A 20,904-nucleotide genomic window follows, 5' to 3' on the forward strand; every position below is an offset into this window, starting at 1 on the left:
CAGGGGATGACCGACCGGCACGACGGGCGCGGAACGATCAAGGGTCGTTCCCACCGACTATCCATCAGAGAGGGTAATACCATGCGTTTCCATCAAAAGCTGCTGGCTGCGGTCAGCTTCGGCGTGCTGGCGTTGAGCGCCAGCGTCGGCGCTTCGGCCTCGCCGGCCAATCCGCAAGTGGGCAGCGACTACCGCGTGCTGGAGCAGGCCCAGCCGACGGACTCCGGCAACAAGGTCGAAGTCACCGAGTTCTTCTGGTTCGACTGCCCGCACTGCGCGGCCTGGGACCCGTCGCTGACGGCCTGGGTCAAGAAGCAGGGCGACAAGATCAGCTTCAAGAAGGTGCCGGTGGCCTTCCGCGACAGCTTCGTACCGCAGCAGAAGCTCTACTACACGCTGGAAGCCATGGGCAAGGCTGACGAGCTGACCCCCAAGATCTTCCAGGCCATCCACGTGGAAAACCAGCGCATCAACACCGACAAGACCATCCTGGCCTACATCGAGAAGATCGGCCTGGACAAGCAGAAATTCCTCGACCTGTACAACTCCTTCGGCGTGCAGACCAAGGCCCGCCGCGCCGCCCAGCTGCAGGAAGCCTACAAGGTCGACGGCGTGCCCATGATCGCCATCGATGGCCGTTACGTGACTTCGCCCGCCGTGGTCGGCGTGGCCCTGGCCAACCAGCCGGAATCGATGCAGCAAGCCGCCGCCCTGCAGGTGATGGATCACCTGGTGGCCAAGGTCGCTGCTGAAAAGGCCGCTGGCAGCACCCCCGCGAAAAAGAAATAAGCTTCACCCGTTCCACACGGTCCGCGTCCGCAAGGCCGCGGACCGTTGTCATTTGGGCAGCAGTGTTGTCCTAAACCTTCAACTCACCTCAGGAGCAGGCATGGCCAACCCTCTCGTCGTTGCAGCCCAGGAACGCGTATTCCTGACCGGCGCCTCCAGCGGTATCGGCATGGCCCTGGCGCATGCCTACGCCCGCCGCGGGGCCATCCTCGGCCTGGTCGCCCGCCGCACGGCCGAGCTGGAGGCCCTGCGCGCCAGCCTGCCGCATCCTGAACGGCACCGCGTCTACGCCCTCGACGTCACCGATCACACGGCCCTGGCCGCCGCCGCCGACTCCTTCCTGACCGAGTTCGGCGGGGCGGACGTGGTCATTGCCAACGCCGGCATTTCGCAAGGCACGCTGACCGAATACCAGGAAGACCTGCCGGCCTTCGAACGCATCCTGGCCGTCAACGTCACGGCTACCTTTGCCACCTTCACGCCCTTCGTGGCGCGCATGAAGGCCGCGCCACCCGCGCAGCGCAGTCGCTGCCGCCTGGTTGGCATCGGCAGCGTGGCGGGCATTCGCGGCCTGCCGGGGGCGGGGGCCTACAGCGCATCCAAGTCGGCCGTCATCAGTTACTGCGAATCGCTGCGGGTGGAATTGCGCTCCTCCGGCATCAAGGTCGTGACCATCGCGCCCGGCTACATCGATACCCCGATGACCCGCGTGAACACCTATCCCATGCCCTTCCTGATGCCGGTGGAGCGTTTTGCCGAGCGTGCCGTCGAGAGCATCGCCGAGGGCGTGAGCTATCGCGTCATTCCCTGGCAGATGGGGGTGGTGGCCAAGCTGCTGCGGCTGCTGCCGAACTGGCTGTACGATATGGCCTTCGCCCGCGCGCCCCACAAGAAACGCAATCTGTAAATCTGGCGGCTGCGGCCGCTTCTGGAGTTTTTCATGAAGATCATTTTTGCCGGCACGCCGGAATTCGCCGCCGTCGCGCTCGAAGCGCTGTACGCCGCCGGTCACGAGATCACGCTGGTGCTGACCCAGCCCGACCGTCCCGCCGGACGCGGCATGCAGCTGCAGGCCTCGCCCGTGAAGCAGTGTGCGATCAAGCACGGCACGCCCGTGGCGCAGCCGGTCTCCTTGCGCCTGAACGGCAAGTATCCGGACGTGGCGCAGGAAGCCCACGCCCTGCTGCAATCGACCCCGCATGATGTGATGGTGGTGGCCGCTTACGGCCTGATCCTGCCGCGCAGCGTGCTCGACATCCCGCGCCTGGGCTGCATCAACATCCACGGCTCGCTGTTGCCGCGCTGGCGGGGCGCCGCCCCCATCCATCGCGCCATCGAGGCCGGTGACGCCGAGACCGGCATCACCATCATGCAGATGGAAGAGGGCCTCGACACCGGCCCCATGATGCTCATCGAAAGCCTCCCCATCGCCGAAGACGACACCACCGGCAGCCTGCATGACAAGCTGGCCGCGCTGGGCGGCAGGATGATCGTGGAAGCCATCGCCCGGCTGGAGCAGGGCACATTGCCGGCCACGCCGCAGCCGGAAGAAGGGGCCAACTACGCCGCCAAGATCGCCAAGGAAGAGGCCGCGCTCGACTTCACCCAGAGCGCCGAGCAGCTGGCCCGCCGCATCCGCGCCTTCAATCCCTTCCCCGGCGCGACGGGGCGCTTTGGCGATACCGTGGTCAAGCTGTGGCAGGCGCGTCCGGTCAAGGTGGCACAGCCTGGCGAGCCGGGCCAGGTGCTGTCGGCCGATGCCCAGGCCGGCATCGTGGTGGCCTGTGGCGAAGGCGCATTGCTGCTGACGGAACTGCAGAAGCCGGGCGGCAAGCGCCTGCCGGCGGCGGAATTCCTGAAGGGCTTCGCGCTGGAAGGCGGCCGCTTCGCCTGAGCGTCGCGACCACCTTCAGGCAGGCATGAGGACTTTGGTTCAGGCGCGAACTAAGTCCTCGCTTCGCGCCTCAATGCATGCGCAACTCAACGTGTCCGTTCTCCCTCGAACTGCCTGAGCACCAGCGGCAGATGCCGCCAGAACAGTTCCTCGCCCAGATGCACGCGCGCCTGCCAGTCATCGGCCGCATCGTCATCGGCCCCATCGGTGATGAACTTGAAGGCCCGCCACGGCAAGCCAAAGTGCCGGCACACGCGGGCGATGGCAAACAATTCCATATCCACCAGATCGACCTTCTGTTCCAGCAGCCAGTCATCGGCCGCCGTCACGAAGCTGTCGCCGGTGCCGCACAGCACGCCGGGATAGCCGGACTCCAGGCGTGCCGGCTGTTGCTCCTGGTTCATCAGCGGCGTCACCCCGCGCGGTGCCAGCGGCATGGCTGCCATGTCGCGCTGGATGACGGCTGCCACTTCCAGCAGCCCGTCGTGCCCCGGATCGATCTTGCCGGCCGTGCCGAAATTGATGAGTGCACGCGGGCGATGGGTCAGGATGGCCTGGGTCGCATGCAGGGCGGCGTTGACCTTGCCCACGCCGCAATAGACCACCTTCACCCCCGCCGGGGCGGCGGCGGCATCGAGTTCACTTTCCAGGGCGGTCAGGATGAGGATGGGCGGGTGATCTGGCATGGGGATAAGTAGTTAACAATTTGCAACTAAGCCCCGCCCGCAAAGCCTGCCGGGAGGCGGGGGGAGGGTGCTTTGGCGTATAATCGGGTTCACTTTTTGCCTGTGGAACCGGTCCTTTTCTGGCCGGTTTTTTTATCCGCAACGTCTTTGCGTGCGGGATCAGGCCTCGCATTGTTGCCGTTACCAGAGAAAAACGCCAGATGAAGCCAAACGAACTGTGCCAGACCGAATTGCTGCTGCGCGACCTGATGTCGCAGCGCATCCTCATCCTCGATGGTGCGATGGGCACCATGATCCAGCGCTACAAGCTGACCGAAGAGGATTATCGCGGCCAGCGCTTCGCCGACTTCAGCGTTCCCGGCAAGGATCTCTTCGTCAAGGGCAACAATGAACTGCTCTCGCTGACCCAGCCGCACATCATCCAAGAAATCCACGAGCAATACCTGGCTGCCGGTGCCGACCTGATCGAGACCAATACCTTCGGCGCCACCAGCGTGGCTCAGGACGATTACCACATGGCGCACCTCGTCTACGAGATGAACGTGGAATCGGCGCGCCTGGCCCGTGCGGCCTGCGACAAGTACTCGACCCCGGACAAGCCGCGCTTCGTGGCCGGTGCCCTCGGCCCCACGCCCAAGACCGCTTCCATCTCGCCGGACGTCAACGACCCGGCCGCGCGCAACGTCACCTTCGATCAGCTGGTGGCGGCCTACCTGGAGCAGACCCGTGCGCTGGTCGAAGGCGGTGCCGACGTGCTGCTGGTCGAGACCATCTTCGACACGCTCAACTGCAAGGCGGCTTTGTTCGCCATTGATACTTTCTTCGAAGAGAGCGGCAAGCGCCTGCCCATCATGATCTCGGGCACCGTCACCGATGCATCCGGCCGCATTCTCTCGGGCCAGACCGTGACCGCCTTCTGGAACTCCATCCGCCATGCGCGCCCGCTGACCGTGGGCCTGAACTGCGCCCTCGGTGCGGCCCTGATGCGCCCCTATGCGGAAGAGCTCTCCAAGATCGCCGACACCTACGTCTGCATCTACCCCAACGCCGGCCTGCCCAATCCGATGAGCGACACCGGCTTCGATGAAACCCCGGATGTCACATCGGCCCTGTTGAAGGAATTCGCCGAGAGCGGTTTCGTCAACGTCGCCGGCGGCTGCTGCGGCACTACGCCGCCGCACATCAAGGCCATTGCCGAGACGGTGGCCACGATCGCCCCGCGCAAGCTGCCCGAGCCCACGCACGAGATGCGCCTGTCGGGCCTGGAGCCCTTCACCATCAATGACCAGTCGCTCTACGTGAACGTCGGCGAGCGCACCAACGTCACCGGCTCCAAGGCCTTCGCCCGCCTGATCCTCAACGAGCAATACGACGAAGCCCTGGCAGTGGCCCGCCAGCAGGTCGAGAACGGCGCGCAGATCATCGACATCAACATGGATGAGGCGATGCTCGACTCGGTCGCCGCCATGACGCGCTTCCTCAACCTGATCGCCTCCGAGCCCGACATCGCACGCGTGCCCATCATGATCGACTCCTCCAAGTGGGAAGTCATCGAAGCGGGCCTGAAGTGCGTGCAGGGCAAGTCCATCGTCAACTCCATCTCGATGAAGGAAGGCGAGGAGAAATTCCTGCGCGAAGCCAAGCTGTGCCGCCGCTATGGTGCGGCCGTCATCGTCATGGCCTTCGACGAAGTGGGCCAGGCCGATACCTTCGCCCGCAAGATCGAGATCTGCGAACGCGCCTATCGCCTGCTGGTGGACAAGCTGGACTTCCCGCCCGAGGACATCATCTTCGACCCCAACATCTTTGCCGTCGCAACAGGCATCGAGGAACACAACAACTACGCGGTCGACTTCATCGAAGCCACCCGCTGGATCCACCAGAACCTGCCCTACGCCAAGATCAGCGGCGGTGTCTCCAACGTGTCCTTCAGCTTCCGCGGCAACGACCCGGCGCGCGAAGCGATCCATACCGTCTTCCTGTATCACGCCATCAAGGCCGGCATGACCATGGGCATCGTCAATGCCGGCATGATCGGGGTCTATGACGACTTGCCGGCCGAGCTGCGCGAGCGCGTGGAAGACGTGGTCCTGAACCGCCGCGAAGACGCCACCGAGCGCATGATCGAATACGCCGCCACGCTCAAGGCCGGCGACAAGAAGGAAGAAGCCACCCTCGAATGGCGCAACCTGCCGGTGGCCAAGCGCCTCTCGCATGCGCTGGTACACGGCATCACGCAGTGGATCGTGGAAGACACCGAAGAGGTGCGCCAGCAGGTCGCCGCCGATGGCGGCCGTCCCATCCACGTGATCGAAGGTCCGCTGATGGATGGCATGAACGTGGTCGGCGACCTGTTCGGCCAGGGCAAGATGTTCCTGCCGCAGGTGGTCAAGTCGGCGCGCGTGATGAAGCAGGCCGTGGCGCACCTGATCCCCTTCATCGAAGAAGAGAAGCGCCAGCTCGAAATCGCCACCGGTGAAGTCGCCAAGCCCAAGGGCAAGATCGTCATCGCCACCGTCAAGGGCGATGTCCACGACATCGGCAAGAACATTGTCACCGTGGTCCTCCAGTGCAACAACTTCGAGGTCGTCAACATGGGCGTGATGGTGCCCTGCGCCGAGATCCTGGCCAAGGCCAAGGAAGAGAAGGCAGACATCATCGGCCTGTCCGGCCTGATCACGCCCTCGCTGGAAGAGATGGCGTATGTCGCCAAGGAAATGCAGCGCGATCCGTATTTCGCGGGTCTCAAGATGCCGCTGATGATCGGTGGCGCGACCACCTCGCGCGCCCACACGGCCGTCAAGATCGCCCCCAACTACGAAGGCCCGGTGGTCTACGTGCCGGACGCCTCGCGCGCCGTGTCGGTGGCGCAATCGCTGCTGGCCGACGAGCAGAAGACGCAGTACGTGGCTGAACTGAACGCCGACTACGAACGCATCCGCGAACAGCACGCCAGCAAGAAGGCCGCGCCCATGCTGCCGCTGGCGGCAGCCCGCGCCAACAAGACCAAGCTGGAATTCGCCCCGGTCAAGCCCAAGTTCATCGGCCGTCGCCTGTTCAAGAATGTGGACCTGGGTTTGCTGGCCAACTATATCGACTGGGGTCCGTTCTTCCAGACCTGGGACCTGGCCGGTCCTTACCCTGCCATCCTCACCGATGAAGTCGTGGGCGAAGCGGCGACCAAGGTCTACCAGGAAGCCCAGGCGATGTTGAAGAAGATCATCGATGGCCGCTGGCTCACCGCCAACGGCGTCATCTCGCTGCTGCCGGCCAATACCGTCAATGATGATGACATCGAGATCTACACCGACGACAGCCGCAGCCAGGTCGCCTTCACCTATTACGGCCTGCGCCAGCAGACCGAGAAGCCGGTGGTCGATGGCGTGGCGCGTCCCAACCAGTGCCTGTCGGACTTCATCGCACCCAAGGCATCGGGCGTGCAGGATTACATCGGCATGTTTGCCGTGACCGCCGGCCTGGGTATCGAGAAATACGAAAAGCGCTTCGAGGATGCGCACGACGATTACTCCTCGATCATGCTCAAGGCCCTGGCGGACCGCCTGGCCGAAGCCTTCGCCGAATACCTGCATGAGCGCGTGCGCAAGGACCTGTGGGGCTATGCGGCCGACGAGAACCTGAGCAGCACCGATCTCATCAAGGAAAAATATCTCGGCATCCGTCCCGCCCCCGGCTATCCGGCCTGCCCGGAGCACACCGTCAAGGCGGACGCTTTCCGTGTCATGCAGTGCGACGAGATCGGCATGCAGTTGACCGAGTCGTACGCCATGTTCCCCGGCGCCTCGGTGTCGGGCTTCTACTTCGCGCATCCGCAGTCGAAGTACTTCGTGGTCGGCAAGATCGGCGAAGACCAGGTCGTGGATATGGCAGAGCGCCGCCATGTGCCCAAGGAAGAGGTGGAACGCTGGCTGGCGCCGAACCTGTAAATAGTTGACGGAATCGCCGCCCGGCCCGGTGCCGGGCGGTTAGTTTCCTTTCCGGACTATTGCCGTTGGTTCTTGTATTCCCTCGCCGTCCTGCTATCATCCACGCCCGCCGTTCCGTAGCCCTGTTTTTGCCATGATCGATTCCGCTGACCACGTCACCCATGCACTGCCCGTGACCGTGGCCACGCGCCTGCACTTCACCGACGGCAAGACGCGCGCCATTTTCACGGTGGACCTGGTGCAGGATCTCCTGGGCGACTGGGTGCTCACTCAGGCCTGGGACGGCATCGAAGGCCGCAGCGCCGTGCGCCGGGTGGTGGTGGCCGGGCATGAGGAGGGCTTGCGGATGCTGCAGAAGATTGCGCGGCACAAGGAGCGATTGGGGTTCCGGCCGGTGCATCTTCATCACGTGGGCTGAGGCTGCCCGCCTTCCGCTCTCATCTGCGATCACTTCGATGGCGCAATTCCTTGCATCCCTTTGGATGACTGTGCCAACACGACGATATTGCCTAGCAACGCAATGCTGGTCCCTGCGATCAATGGCAGCGTCACGGCCACGCCCTCCCTGATGACCGACATGAAGATCGCCACCACCGGGACAAGAACGAAGGAAAATGATGCCCTGGCAGGGCCTGTGCGTTTGATCAGTTCGAAGTAGAGCAGGAAAGCGGCCACCGAGCCGGCCAGGACCAGGTACGCCAGTCCTCCCAAATAAGACGCCGAGTACGCCGACACGATCGCCGCACCTTCCATCGAAGCGACCGCCAGGCAGGACGCGCCGCTGAACAAGAGCCCCCAGCCAACGGTGGCGATACCCCAGATTCCATTGACCCGATTGCGCGCACCGATGGCCGTTCCCGCTGCCGTCGAGAATGCCGCCATCAGGGCCCAAGCCAGACCGAGCATCAGTTCGTGCCGGAAGGTCGGGTCGACGATCAGCTGTCCCATCCCGCCGCCGAAGACAATGAAGATGCCCAATACCCCTAAACCCATGCCGACCTTGTCGGTGGTCGTCGGTATGTCTCCCGTCAAAATGCGTGAGAGAAGTGCCGTGATCATCGGCGAAATCGACAGTACCAAGGCCACCAGTCCGCTGGGGATGTGCAGAACTGCGTTGTAAAAGGCTACGTAGGCCAGGCCGAACATGGCGATGCCTTGCATTGCCACCCAGGCCACGTGGCGGCGCGCAAGATGCAGGCGTTTCCCGCTTCCCCAGGCGATCAACAGCAAAATCACACCCGCACCCAACATGCGATGACCTACCCCGACGATGGGGAGGACTTCCGCATTCTGTGACAGGACCATGGAAGAGCCGAGCCCGACGAGCAGGGCATTGAGGAAAAGAAGTAAGGTAGTCATGCGTGCAGAATACGCTCACCGAAGGAGCGGATTTAGCTAAAATCATTGCTGCGAGCTGTCGGATGTAGTGAAAAAACCCAAATTTTTAGATTAGCTTTTTGGGGGGCACATGACTCTGGATAAATTCAACATACAGATCCTGCGGGCGTTGCAAGAGAATGCGCACCTGACCATCCAGGAATTGTCCGAGCGCGTCGGTCTCTCGCCGACGCCCTGCGCGCGCCGGGTCAAGCAGATGGAAGAGGACGGGATCATCAAGCGATACGTGGCACTGGTCGATGGTCCTAAAATCGGTCTCGGGCTGACCGCATTCATTCACGTGCGATTGCGCACCCAAAGCAAGAAGGCGGTGGATGCCTTCGAGGCGGCGATCAGGAACATGTCGGAGATCATGACCTGCCATCTGGTCACGGGAAATTACGACTACCTGCTGATGCTGCGCGTTGAAAGTGTCGACGCTTGCCGCAAGTTCATCCGGGACAGGCTGATCATCATCGACAGCGTTGGCGAAACCGAGACCAGCATTTCGCTGGAAGAAACCAAACTGACGACGGCGCTGCCATTGCCTGGCCATCACTGAGCGTCTTTGCACATCGATCATGGCGATCTGATACTGGCATGCCCGGACATGCAGCATCGGAAACCGAGTCGTTCATGATTGCATGCCGGGGATGCCCACCAGGTATATCGCCGGCGCTTGCAGAGGTATGGCCTACAACAACGCGAACATGGAAGAGCCCGCGAGAAAGGCCCGAGTGCAACGATTGGGCGAGATGATGCTTCACGGACCAAGGCGAATTCGGTATCGTGTCTTGGGCGGGGCTTGCGCAACGTGCGACGATCGCTGCAGGATGCTCAAACCGCGGTTCTCCAGAACATCGGGAATAGACGCGTTCGCCAGTCGTCCCCATCACCTGCAGAAGTCAAGATTCGCGAAACAATCACAAGGGCAAGCATGCACGTCCAGACCTTACGCTATTTCATGATGGTCGCCACCACCGGCAGCTTCCTGGCGACGGCACGTCATTTTGAAGTGCCGGCCTCGTCTGTATCGCGTGCCATTTCCTCGCTGGAGACGGAACTCGGCCAACAGCTTTTCTACCGCAGCACACGCGCCGTGCGTCTTACCGAACAGGGGCAGCGTTACTATGCCAACGTACGGCCGGCGGTAGAACTCCTGGATGCAGCATCGGACCAGTTCGAGGATACGAACAAGGGCATCCGCGGGCTGCTCAAGATCAACGCGCCCGATTCGCTGGGCAGGTTGCATATCTCTCACCTGGTCAACCAGCTGCAAGACAAGTATCCGGATCTGCTGGTCGAACTGACGCTGACCAATACCTTCATCGATCCGGTGCTGGAGGGCGCCGACGTGACCATCCGCGTGGGCGGCCTGGTCGACTCCGGCTTGATCGGCAAGACCGTTTGTTCCCTGCACTACGTGCTGGCCGCAAGTCCGCAGTATCTCCATGAGCGCGGCATCCCGCAAACGCCGGAGGATCTCCTGCAGCACAATTGCTTGCTGTACAAAGGCCTGCGGGAACCGCAGCGATGGCACTTCAGGCGCGCTTCCAACGAAGCATTCGAACCCCTGGTCGTGGGCGGCCCGTTACGCAGCAACAATTCCGAAGTGCTCATCAATGCTGCACTGGCCGGACGCGGCATCGTGCTGATGCCGACATGGCTTTATTTGCCGGCCAGTTTCACCGAAGGACGGCTGGTGGCGCTGCTGCAGGACTGGGAGATATCGGCTTATGCCGACCCGCACTACATCCAGATTCTCTCGCCGGAAAATCGGCTGCGCTCGCAAAAGGTACGCGAGGTCTCCGCCTTCCTCGTCAATGCAATCGGATCGCCGCCCTATTGGGACCGCATGTTTCCCGGTGCTTAGTTCGGCTTTGCAACTATCGCAGATTCCACGATCGCTGCACTGCCCTGCCTACCAAGGCGTCAGCGGCCTGCGTGCCGGCCACCGTCCACGTGCACGACCTCGCCGGTGATGAAACCTGCCGCCTCCAGAAACATAATGGCGTCGGCCACTTCGCTCGCCTCACCGATGCGGCCCAGCGGATGGAAGCGCCCAAGCATGGCGTGATCTTTCCCCGCTTGCATCGGCGTGCTGGCGGCTCCCGGTGCAACCGCATTGAAGCGAATGCGCTTTTCTGCATATTCGATGGCCAGTGCCCGGGTGGCCGCGTTGAGTCCGCCCTTGGTGAGTGCAGCCAATCCTGAGTAAGCGCCCTTGATGCCGTTGTCGATGCTGCCGGTGACGGTGACGACATGGCCACCGTCCTGCTTTTCGATCTCGGCCAGCGCCAGCTGGGTGATGTGGAAGAAACCGGCCATGTTGACGTTCATGATGGCGTTGTAGTCCTCCACGGTATTTTCGGTAAAGGGCTTGCCGATGTAGATGCCGGCGTTGTTGACCAGCGTATCGACACGGCCGAAGCTTGCAAGGGCTTGCTCGACCACGCGCTGTGCGGTGGAGCGCTCGCCGATGTCGCCGGCCACCGTCATGACGTCGGCGTCATCGGACGGCTTGATCGAGCGCGAGGTGGCCAGCACACGATAGCCGAGCTTGCGATAGGTCTTGACGATTTCAGCGCCAATGCCCTGGGATGCGCCGGTCACGATGGCGACCTTTTGCGGTGTGTTCATGTTCTGTCCTTCCTGGAATGAATGGAATGCGATTGGCCAGTGGAGCGATGTCTTGTGAGTGCCGTCAGTCAGGTCGGCTTTCAAACACATCCTTTACGACTGCCAGCGCTGTATAGGCACTCGACCAGCCTGAATAGAATGCAATGTGCGTCAGCAGCTCCGACAGCTCCGCCCGGCTCACGCAGTGATCCAGCGCTCGATTGACATAGAAGGCCAGCTGCGCTGTCTGGGCGGTGGCAATGACCGAGCAGATGGTGATGAGGCAGCGGTCGCGTAGCGACAGCTCCGGACTGCGCCATACATCCTGAAACAGGACATCGCTGGTGAGCTGCACCAGGCCGGGCGCGACCTGTCCGAACCTGTGCATGGCCGCAGCATGGCGCCGCTGTTCGAGCTGTTCATCGACCGGATGCGGCCCGGCATTGATGGACGCAAACGGCGTGGCATCCATGCCGCGCCGATGGAAGACCGCGCGCACCACATCGACTGCCGCCATCGCATTGGCCCAGCCGGAATAGAAGGCCAGATGCGCCACCATGGCCGAGATTTCACCAGGGGTCACACCGTGATCGAGCGCAACGTTGAGGTAGAACGGCATGTCTGCACTCTGGTTGCGCGCGATCAGGACCGAGAGGGTGATGACGCTGCGGTCACGTACCGAGAGATGCGGCCGTTTCCACAGATCGCCCAGCACGACCTCAGTTGTATATCGTTCAAACGAAGGCGAGACATCCTGTGCGCCGGGCAGCGCAGCTGCGTTCGACAGCAAGCTTGCGTGATCCATGATGGTCAGGCTGCCGGGACGAGGCGCATCGCCTGGAAGCCCAGCTTGGCGGCGAAGATTTCCTGGATCAGGACAGCATCAGGCAGGGGACGCCATGCCACCTCGATATGATCGATCAGGCCGTTCTCATCGAGGTGGAGATGCTCGTTCCCCTTGACGGTGATTCCCTTGCACGTGAAGCTGAAAAACACGGCGACATCGTGCTCCGAGGCGAAGCTCAGGTTGACGTCGAGCGAGTCGATGGTCGCCAGGAAGCCACTCAGGATCTGTACCACGGCCTCCTTGCCCAGCGTGGGTTCGGGGAAGATCGGTCCCTGCAGGACGATGTCGTCGGACAGGTGCGCAACGATTCCCTGCGCATCCTTGTTGGCCAAGGCCTTGAAATAGTCGGTGACGTGTGCGGTGTTCATTTGCTTGATTCCTTCTGAAAAATGGCGGCATGTCGGCCACCATGAGCACCATGGAAAATGCTTTGGCAGCGCAATGGCGTGATATCGGGCCACGCTGGTGACGCGGCCCCTTGAAGCGGATGGGCGCTTAACGGCCGGCGTGCTGGCCGCCGTCCACGCGGATGATTTCGCCTGTAATGAATTCGGCGGTTTCCAGGAAGGTGATGGCATTGGCCACTTCGCTGGCTTCTCCGATGCGGCCCAGCGGATGGTATTTGCCGAAGAACTGGAGATTTTCTTCTGCATGCATCGGCGTCCTGATGACGCCGGGTGCGACGGCGTTGAAGCGGATGCGCTTTTCCGCATACTCGATGGCCAGTGCGCGGGTGGCCGCGTTGAGCCCACCCTTGGTCAGCCCGGCCAATCCGGTGTAGACACCGCCGCTCATGCCATTGTCGATGCTGCCGGTGACGGTAACGACGTGGCCGCCTTGCTGCTTTTCGATTTCGGCCAGGGCCAGCTGGGTGATGTGGAAGAAGCCGGCCATGTTCACGTTCATGATGGCGTTGTAGTCCTCCACGGTATGTTCGGTAAAGGGCTTGCCGATGTAGATGCCGGCGTTGTTGACCAGCGTATCGACACGGCCGAAGCGGGCGAGGGCTTCGGCGACCACGCGCTGTGCGGTGGTGCGGTCGCCGATGTCACCGGCCACGGTGACGACGTCGGCATCATCGGACGGCTTGATCGAACGCGAAGTGGCCAGCACGCGATAACCGAGCTTGCGATACGCCTTGACGATCTCAGCGCCGATGCCTTGCGATGCGCCGGTGACGATGGCGACTTTTTTTGCTGTACTCATGATTGACCTCTTGGGGAATGTTGGGATCGATTCGAACTCGACAGGGAAAATGATAGGAGCGCACCTTCCCGACAACAATCCGCCTGCGCGGCAATTCATTTTTGCGAAAACAGCATTTGAGCCGGCGGCTCTTGCAAGACTATGGAGTGCAGGGCGGCGGGAGCCGCCTCTGCTCGCAGTAAACATGTGCCGATGACACCGTTCCGATGGGACGGCTGCAATTGGGCTTCCAAAAATAATTTCGGGACAATCACAATGGGGGTTGTTGACCAGCGGTTGGTCCGATCTGGACTGGGTAGCGATATCCAGTGGCACAGTCTCATTGAAGACCTGCTTGAGGACAAGCAGCCGTACCCGGTGGTACGAAGCGGGCGGGATACTACCGGCCTGCCTTGCCGTCAGCTCTATGGCTCTTTGGACGAGCTTTCCACGTGCAACAAGCCATCCGCAGGCATCAGTCCAATTGGACTATTGACCACAGGAATCATAAAGTCAAAAATACCGACCTGATTTTGCAGTTTCAGGCTGGCCTCGCCGCCAAGGTCAACGTGCTTTCAAGTTAATGCTCCGACAGGCTCTTGAGCGTTGAGCGCCTGGTGCTATAAGGCGTGCCAGCGCGCCGAAATCTTTCCACAGCCGCCCGAACGAAATAAACCCAATATCTGGAGCAGCTGAGGAAAGCCGAATTCAGTCGACTCCCCAATGGCTGTCGGTTGCACAACTTCTTGCCATAGCCTGCCGAGGCGTATGGAGAGGCGAACACTATCATTTCAAATTTTCCTGAGCAGCTGCAAGCTACTGTCTGAGCGCGCCTCACTCAATGATACGAAGCGACCTGGCATGACGTGATATGGGCTGGAGCGTCGGACCGCAAATCGAAAGCCATAGCGATTTGCAATCAATTCATTAAACATAAAACTTAAAAAATTGTTCATCGCATTTCACTGCATCCAAGTTTTTTCAGAAAATCGCTCGACCAAACACCAACTGAAAAAGTTAGTTGCAAACGGTTTCTAATTAAATAAAGCATGCATTCGTACCCGCTGTCGTGAGGGATTCTGCAAGCGGGGGCGATCCGTCTACAGGGGAAAAAATCATGACAGGCCACGCCTCGTTGAACCGCATCTATCGGCTCGTCTGGAGTACCGTACACCAGGCCTGGGTCGCCGTATCGGAGGTCTCCCGCAGCCAGGGGAAAAGCCGGAACCGACAGCGATTGGCGGCGGCATTGTTGATGTCACCGCTGCTGGCGCAGGCCGGGCCTGTGGGCGGACAGGTGACCGCAGGCTCGGGCAGCATCGCGCAGTCCGGGACGACCACCACGGTCACGCAGTCCAGCCAGAGCATGTCCGCGAGCTGGCAATCGTTCAACACCGCCCGTGGCGAGACGGTCAATTTCGTCCAGCCCTCGGCCAGTGCAGTGGCGGTCAACCGTATCCATGACACCAACCCGACGCAATTCTTCGGCCAGCTCAATGCCAATGGCCAGGTCTATCTCATCAATCCCAACGGCATCCTGTTTGGCGCAGGTGCACAGGTCAATGTCGGCGGACTGGTGGCCTCGACGCTGGACATGAGTGATGCCAGCCTCGCCAGTGCCAGCCGCCGATTCAGCGGCAACGGCACAGGAAGCATCGTCAACCAGGGCGACATCAACGTCGCCTCCGGTGGCTATGTTGCCTTCATTGGCAACACGGTCAGCAACCAGGGAAACATCACTGCACCTTCCGGCGCGGTGATGCTGGGAGCGGGCAACGACGTCACGCTCACCTTCGCCGATACCAGCCTGGTGAAACTGCAGGTCAACCAGAACACCCTGGACAGTCTCGCGGAAAATGGCGGCCTGATTCGCGTCGACGGCGGTAGCGTTGTGATGTCCGCCGGTGCCAAGGATGCGGTACTGGCCAGCGTGGTCAACAACACCGGCATCATCGAAGCGCGCAGCGTCCAGAACGTCAACGGCACCATCATCCTGGACGGTGGCAACCGCGGATCCGTCAGCAACAGCGGCAGGCTCGATGCTTCCGGAAAGAACGCCGGCCAGACCGGCGGAACCGTCAAGGTACTTGGCCACGACGTCACGCTGGCAGCCGGTAGCAGTATCGACATCTCCGGCGACACAGGAGGAGGCACCGCACTGGTAGGTGGCAATTTCCTGGGAGCCGGGCCGGAGCAGAACGCGCAGGCCACGACCGTAGCCGTCGGGGCCACCATCAATGCCGATGCCATCTCGCATGGCAACGGCGGCAATGTGGCGATCTGGTCGGATGGCAGCACCATCTTCAACGGCAGCATCACTGCGCGCGGCGGCAAGGAGGGCGGAAACGGCGGGCAGGTCGAGACGTCCGGGGAGCATCTGACGATCGGCAAGCCGGCCGTCGTCAATACGCTCGCGCCGAAGGGGAAGGTCGGCAGCTGGTTGCTGGATCCCCAGGACATGAGTATCTACTACGACCAGGATCCCAATTCGTTCGGAGATATTTCCGGGGCGCAGATCACGGCGGCATTGCAATACAGTGATGTGACGATCAAGACCGGCCCCACCGTCAGTTGCACCAACGTATCAGGCTGCGGCGCAGGAATCTCGGGCAATGGCGATATCAACCTGGTCGACGGTGTATTGATCGGCGGTATGAATTGGACAAGCGGTACCACGCTGACCCTCAGCGCCTATCGCAATATCAATTTGGGTTACGGCACCTTAATCGATGCTAGCGTCGGCAATGGCAACATTGTCCTGCGTGCCGATAACACCGGAACCGGCACAGGCAGCGTCAAGTTCGATGCCAATGCGCTGGGCGTGCAGGGCAATAACGGTTATACCAAGATCTACTACAACCCGGATGATTATTTCCATCCTACTGACTTCAGTCTCTTTGTCACCATGATTGGATCGGGCCAATTCAACGCCTACATGGCGATCAACCTCACTGCGGGCATTGTGAGCAAGACCTATGATGGGACCACCACGGCCACCCTGAGCGGTGCCATCAACCCCATGGTGACCCCGCCATGGGTGACGATCAATACGTCCGGCGCCATCGCCACGTTCAACGACCGGTTCGCCGGGACAAACAAGGCGGTGACCATCAGTGGTGTCACCCTGAGCGGTCCGGACTCGGGCAAGTACTTCCTCAATGGACTCGACGGCAAGACGGGGACGATCAACAAAGCCAACCTGACCGTCAATGGCGGCCTGACGGCCAACGACAAGACCTACAACGGCACGACCACCGCGACGATCTCGGGCACGGCCTCGGTAGCGGCGTTCGGCAGTGATTCGGTGTCGGTCTCGTTGAGCAGCGCCAACTTCAGCGACAAGAACGCCGGCACCAACAAGGCGGTGACGGCCACGTATGTCCTGACGGGCTCGGATTCCAACAACTACAACCTGATCCAGCCGACCGGCCTGACGGCCAACATCAACAAGGCCAACGTCACGGTCACGGGCGCAACTGCCAACAGCAAGACCTATGACGGCACCACGACGGCGACGGTGTCTGGCGGGACCGTGGCCGCTTTCGGCAGCGATGCGATTTCGTTGTCCTTGAGCAGCGCCAATTTCAGCGACAAGAACGCCGGTAGCAACAAGGGCGTGGGGGCGACGTATGTGCTCACCGGTACGGACGCCAACAACTACAACCTCATTGATCCGACCGGGCTGACGGCCACGATCAACAAGGCCAACCTGACCGTGGGCGGCATCAGCGCAAGCGACAAGACCTACGACACCACAACCTCGGCCACGCTGAGCGGGACAGCCAGCGTCACGGCGCTGGGTAGCGATGTGGTCTCGGTCACGGGCACCGGGGTGGGTACGTTCATCAACAAGAACGCGGGCAGCAACAAGGCCGTCACGGTGAGCGGTTATAGCCTGACCGGCAGCGATGCCGGCAACTACAACATCGTCCAGCCGACCGGTCTGACGGCCACGATCAGCAAGGCCAGCCTGAACGTCTCCGGCGTCACCGCCAACAACAAGACCTACGATGCCACCACAGCAGCCACCCTCGCCGGCACGGCCAGCGTCACGGCACTGGGCAGCGATGTGGTCTCGGTGACAGGCACCGGCGTGGGAACGTTCGCCAACAAGAATGCCGGCAGCGGCAAGGCGGTCGCGGTGAGCGGCTACTCCCTCACCGGCACCGATGCATCCAATTACAACATCGTCCAGCCGACCGGCCTGGTGGCCACGATCAGCAAGGCCGACCTGGTCGTGGGCGGCGTAAGCGCCAGCAACAAGACCTACGATGCCACCACCACCGCCACGCTGAGCGGTACAGCCAGCGTAGCGGCGCTGGGCAGCGATGTGGTCTCGGTGACAGGCGGGGTGGGCGCGTTCGGCGACAAGAACGCAGGCAGCAACAAGGCCGTCACGGTCACCGGCTACACCCTCAGCGGTGCCGACGCCGGCAACTACAACCTCATCCAGCCCACCGGCCTGACTGCCACGATCAGCAAGGCCGATCTCAACGTCAATGGCATCAGCGCCAACAGCAAGACCTATGACGCCTCCACGAACGCGAGCTTGAGCGGCACGGCCAGCGTCGCTGCCCTGGGCAGCGACGTGGTCTCGGTCAGCGGTACCGGCGCAGGAAGCTTCGCGGACAAGAATGCCGGCATCAACAAGGCCGTCATCGTATCGGGATACACGCTCACGGGCAGCGATGCCGGCAATTACAACCTCATCCAGCCCACCGGCCTGACCGCCACGATCAACAAGGCCAATCTCGGTGTGAGCGGTGTAGGTGCCAGCGACAAGACTTATGACGCCACGACCACTGCGACCCTGACCGGTACGGCCAGTGTCGCTGCGCTTGGCAGCGACGTGGTCTCGCTTGCAGGCACCGGCGTGGGCACGTTTGCTGACAAGAACGCCGGCACCGGCAAGACCGTGAACGTGACCGGTTTCACGCTCACCGGCAGCGACGCCGGCAATTACAACATCGTGCAGCCCACCGGCCTGACCGCCACGATCAACAAGGCGAACCTGACGCCGACCGGCAGCGTGACCGTCAACAGCAAGGTCTATGACGGCACTACGGTGGCCACGGTATCCGGAGCGGCCAGCGTGACTGCCCTGGGTGCAGATGCCGTCACCCTGGTCGCATCAGGGCGCTTCAATGACAAGAATGTCGGCAGCAACAAGGCGGTGACGGTGACCTATGCGCTGGGTGGAGCCGATAGTGGCAACTATGATGTGGTGCAGCCTGCGAGCCAGACGGCAAACATCACGCCAGCGCCGCTGGTGGTCAGCGGCATCACGGCCGGCAACAAGACCTTTGATGGAACCACCAGCGCCAGCATCAACGCAGCCAATGCGCTGCTGAGCGGGAAAGTGAGTGGCGACGACGTGACGGTGACCGCCAGCGGGGCCTTCACGGATCCCGCTGTGGGCAACGGCAAGCTGGTCAACCTCTTCAGCAGGTATGGTGGTGCCGATGCCGGCAACTACATGATCACCGATCAGACCTCGACGCTGGCCAACATCCTTGCGGTAGCGGCGGCATCTCCGGTGGCATCCTCGTCATCCGTGAATCTGCCGCCGCAGGTGCGCGACACGGTCACGCAGGTGCAATCGTCGGTCCTGCCCCCGCAGTCGGCTTCCCGGCCGCAGTCGCTGACGCTTTCGTCGACGCTGACGGTGAGCTCAGAAGCGCGTGACGATGCGAGAAACGACGAGGTGAGCCGGGCCGCCAACATCGATCTTGGTCGCACGGACCTGGGCGCAATCGGTCCGTTGCTGCAAATCCGCAATGGCGGTACACAACTGCCGGACGACATTTCCAGAACAGCAGAATAAGATTTTCATGAAATACGTATCCGCCTCATCCCTGATCGCCATGCCCGTCTCGGCGGCGCTCCTGTTGGTCTCTCCTGCCTGGGCTGCCGGTCCGGGGGCACCTGCCGACGCCGGGTCGCTGCTGCAGGAATTGCAGCCGTCACCGGGCACAGCACCCTTGCCCAATCAACCGGACCTGCGGATCGAATCGAAGGACAGCGCCGCGCTGCCTGCCTCCGCGCCTTTCCTGGTGAAGGAAATTCGTATCGTCGGCAACACGGCCTTCGATACCGCGACACTGCATGCCCTGGTCGCAGACCAGCAAGGAAAGACGCTGACGCTGGTCGAGCTAGGTGCCTTGGCCGCACGCATCAGTACGTATTACCAGCAGCGTGGCTACCCTTTGGCGCGGGCCATTATTCCTGCGCAGACCATTGCCGAGGGGGTGGTCGTGATCCAGGTGGTCGAGGCCCGCTATGGATCCGTCAATTTCTCCAATGGCAGCCGGGTCAATACCGGGTTGCTGGAATCCATCCTGTCACCGCTGCAGAAGGGGCAGCCGGTTTCCGAGACGGAGCTGGACCGTGCCCTGCTGCTGCTGTCCGATGTGCCCGGGGTGGGGGTGAATGCGGTACTCAAGCCGGGCGAAGCGGTCGGCACTTCCGATCTCGATGTCGATGCCACGCACAAGGAGGTCGGTGCGGGCAGCATCTCGATCGACAATTATGGCAATCGCTACATCGGCAGGGCCCGCGTCAGCGGTACGGCCAGTTTGTTCAACCCGCTTCGTCACGGTGATGTCCTGTCGGCCAACCTGGTCAGTACGGGCGAGCACATGGCCTACGGGCGCCTCAGTTACGACACGCTGCTCAACGGTGCGGGCACGCGCGCCGGTGCTGCTTACTCGCAGGTGCATTACAAGCTGGGCGGCAACGTCGATGCGCTGGATGCCCACGGCAACGCCATGGTGACCAGCCTGTGGCTCAAGCATCCCGTGGTGCGTGGCAAGGACTACAACGTGTATGCCCAGATCCAGTACGATGCCAAGACACTGGAAGACCGCATAGGGGCTACCGGTCTGCGTACCGATCGCCATCTCGACAACTGGCTGTTGAGCCTGTCGGGCAATCTGCGTGACAGTTTCCTCGGTAGCGCCGTGAGCGCGTGGGGTGTGGGCTGGACCGCCGGACGTGTGGGCTTCGACGACGCTGCAGCAGCGTCATCGGATGCAGCCAGTGCGCAGACACGCGGGGGGTTCTCCAAATGGAACGTCAACTTCTCCCGGCTGCAGACGCTGGACAGGAACCATTCCCTCTTCGTCAATGTGGCCGCGCAATGGGCCGATACCAACCTCGATTCGGCCGAAAAGATGAGCATCGGCGGTCCCTACAGCGTGCGTGCCTATGATGTGGGTGCCATCTCCGGCGATACCGGTTATCTCGCCAGCGTCGAACTGCGGCGTGACATGGGGCGCGTGGCTGACGGCAACCTGCAAGCCCTGGCCTTCATCGACAGTGCGCGCGTGAGGATCAATCGCCGTCCCTGGACCACCGGCGACAACAGCGTCAGCTTGTCTGGCATCGGCGTGGGCCTGCGCTGGAGCAGCGATTCGCTGTGGGAAGCCAGCGTCTTCCTGGCGACCAAGGTCGGGTCGTCGAGCTCGTCGTTGCTGGCAGCATCGTCCTCTAGCCGGGGGTGGTTGGTTGTTGGCAAGGGGTTCTGACTTCTCTATATGCTGATTGACTCGCAGTCAGTCATCA

The 20,904-nt window shown here is 61.8% G+C and carries 15 protein-coding genes; 9 read left to right on the top strand and 6 right to left on the bottom strand.

The window, feature by feature from the left end:
- Positions 1–81 precede the first annotated feature (81 nt).
- The 3 genes from FYB76_RS17940 to fmt all read left to right on the top strand — a co-directional run bounded on the left by FYB76_RS17940 (position 82) and on the right by fmt (position 2,683).
- A complete protein-coding gene (locus tag FYB76_RS17940; protein WP_088755135.1) occupies positions 82–789 on the top strand; it encodes a thiol:disulfide interchange protein DsbA/DsbL in 708 nt (235 codons plus the stop codon).
- Between the two features lie 100 nt (positions 790–889).
- Positions 890–1,696 carry an SDR family oxidoreductase gene (locus FYB76_RS17945; RefSeq protein ID WP_154134501.1) on the top strand — a complete coding sequence of 269 codons (807 nt, stop codon included), beginning with the start codon at positions 890–892 and terminating at the stop codon, positions 1,694–1,696.
- Positions 1,697–1,729: 33 nt separating this feature from the next.
- Positions 1,730–2,683 (top strand): methionyl-tRNA formyltransferase, encoded by a 954-nt coding sequence (gene fmt, locus FYB76_RS17950; protein WP_154134502.1) that lies wholly within the window; start codon positions 1,730–1,732, stop codon positions 2,681–2,683.
- Positions 2,684–2,769: 86 nt separating this feature from the next.
- Here fmt and FYB76_RS17955 read toward each other — a convergent pair whose 3' ends face one another.
- Positions 2,770–3,369, bottom strand: coding sequence for a 5'-methylthioadenosine nucleosidase (locus FYB76_RS17955; protein ID WP_154134503.1), 600 nt, complete (start codon positions 3,367–3,369; stop codon positions 2,770–2,772).
- A 200-nt stretch (positions 3,370–3,569) separates the two neighbouring features.
- On the opposite strand from FYB76_RS17955, the gene metH reads away from it, so the two are divergent.
- Entirely contained in the window at positions 3,570–7,313 is a 3,744-nt protein-coding gene (metH, locus tag FYB76_RS17960; protein WP_154134504.1) for a methionine synthase, read from the top strand.
- Between the two features lie 133 nt (positions 7,314–7,446).
- Complete coding sequence (locus FYB76_RS17965) at positions 7,447–7,731, top strand: WGR domain-containing protein (RefSeq protein ID WP_154134505.1); 285 nt, start codon at positions 7,447–7,449, stop codon at positions 7,729–7,731.
- A 29-nt stretch (positions 7,732–7,760) separates the two neighbouring features.
- Here the strand turns inward: FYB76_RS17965 and FYB76_RS17970 are convergent, their stop codons facing one another.
- Positions 7,761–8,672 (bottom strand): DMT family transporter, encoded by a 912-nt coding sequence (locus tag FYB76_RS17970; RefSeq protein WP_154134506.1) that lies wholly within the window; start codon positions 8,670–8,672, stop codon positions 7,761–7,763.
- 109 nt (positions 8,673–8,781) lie between these two features.
- Between FYB76_RS17970 and FYB76_RS17975 the strand changes: the two genes are divergently transcribed.
- Together FYB76_RS17975 and FYB76_RS17980 are read left to right on the top strand one after the other, a co-directional pair.
- Positions 8,782–9,252: an Lrp/AsnC family transcriptional regulator gene (locus FYB76_RS17975; protein WP_088755129.1), complete on the top strand. Its 471-nt coding sequence runs from the start codon at positions 8,782–8,784 to the stop codon at positions 9,250–9,252.
- A 375-nt stretch (positions 9,253–9,627) separates the two neighbouring features.
- Positions 9,628–10,563 carry a LysR family transcriptional regulator gene (locus FYB76_RS17980; protein WP_154134507.1) on the top strand — a complete coding sequence of 312 codons (936 nt, stop codon included), beginning with the start codon at positions 9,628–9,630 and terminating at the stop codon, positions 10,561–10,563.
- 59 nt (positions 10,564–10,622) lie between these two features.
- Here the strand turns inward: FYB76_RS17980 and FYB76_RS17985 are convergent, their stop codons facing one another.
- The 4 genes from FYB76_RS17985 to FYB76_RS18000 all read right to left on the bottom strand — a co-directional run bounded on the left by FYB76_RS17985 (position 10,623) and on the right by FYB76_RS18000 (position 13,362).
- On the bottom strand, positions 10,623–11,330 hold the full coding sequence (locus FYB76_RS17985) for an SDR family NAD(P)-dependent oxidoreductase (RefSeq protein WP_154134508.1): 708 nt from the start codon (positions 11,328–11,330) through the stop codon (positions 10,623–10,625).
- Positions 11,331–11,394: 64 nt separating this feature from the next.
- On the bottom strand, positions 11,395–12,114 hold the full coding sequence (locus tag FYB76_RS17990) for a carboxymuconolactone decarboxylase family protein (protein ID WP_154134509.1): 720 nt from the start codon (positions 12,112–12,114) through the stop codon (positions 11,395–11,397).
- A gap of 5 nt (positions 12,115–12,119) precedes the next feature.
- Positions 12,120–12,524 carry a nuclear transport factor 2 family protein gene (locus FYB76_RS17995; RefSeq protein ID WP_154134510.1) on the bottom strand — a complete coding sequence of 135 codons (405 nt, stop codon included), beginning with the start codon at positions 12,522–12,524 and terminating at the stop codon, positions 12,120–12,122.
- A gap of 127 nt (positions 12,525–12,651) precedes the next feature.
- Positions 12,652–13,362, bottom strand: a complete 711-nt coding sequence (locus FYB76_RS18000; protein ID WP_154134511.1) for an SDR family NAD(P)-dependent oxidoreductase — start codon at positions 13,360–13,362, stop codon at positions 12,652–12,654.
- A 1,096-nt stretch (positions 13,363–14,458) separates the two neighbouring features.
- Between FYB76_RS18000 and FYB76_RS18005 the strand changes: the two genes are divergently transcribed.
- Together FYB76_RS18005 and FYB76_RS18010 are read left to right on the top strand one after the other, a co-directional pair.
- Positions 14,459–19,165: a YDG domain-containing protein gene (locus FYB76_RS18005; RefSeq protein ID WP_154134512.1), complete on the top strand. Its 4,707-nt coding sequence runs from the start codon at positions 14,459–14,461 to the stop codon at positions 19,163–19,165.
- A 7-nt stretch (positions 19,166–19,172) separates the two neighbouring features.
- Complete coding sequence (locus FYB76_RS18010; protein WP_154134513.1) at positions 19,173–20,867, top strand: ShlB/FhaC/HecB family hemolysin secretion/activation protein; 1,695 nt, start codon at positions 19,173–19,175, stop codon at positions 20,865–20,867.
- Positions 20,868–20,904 lie beyond the last annotated feature (37 nt).

Origin of the sequence: Herbaspirillum sp. CAH-3 (assembly GCF_009668275.1) — a bacterium.
Taxonomy (GTDB): domain Bacteria; phylum Pseudomonadota; class Gammaproteobacteria; order Burkholderiales; family Burkholderiaceae_D; genus Herbaspirillum; species Herbaspirillum aquaticum.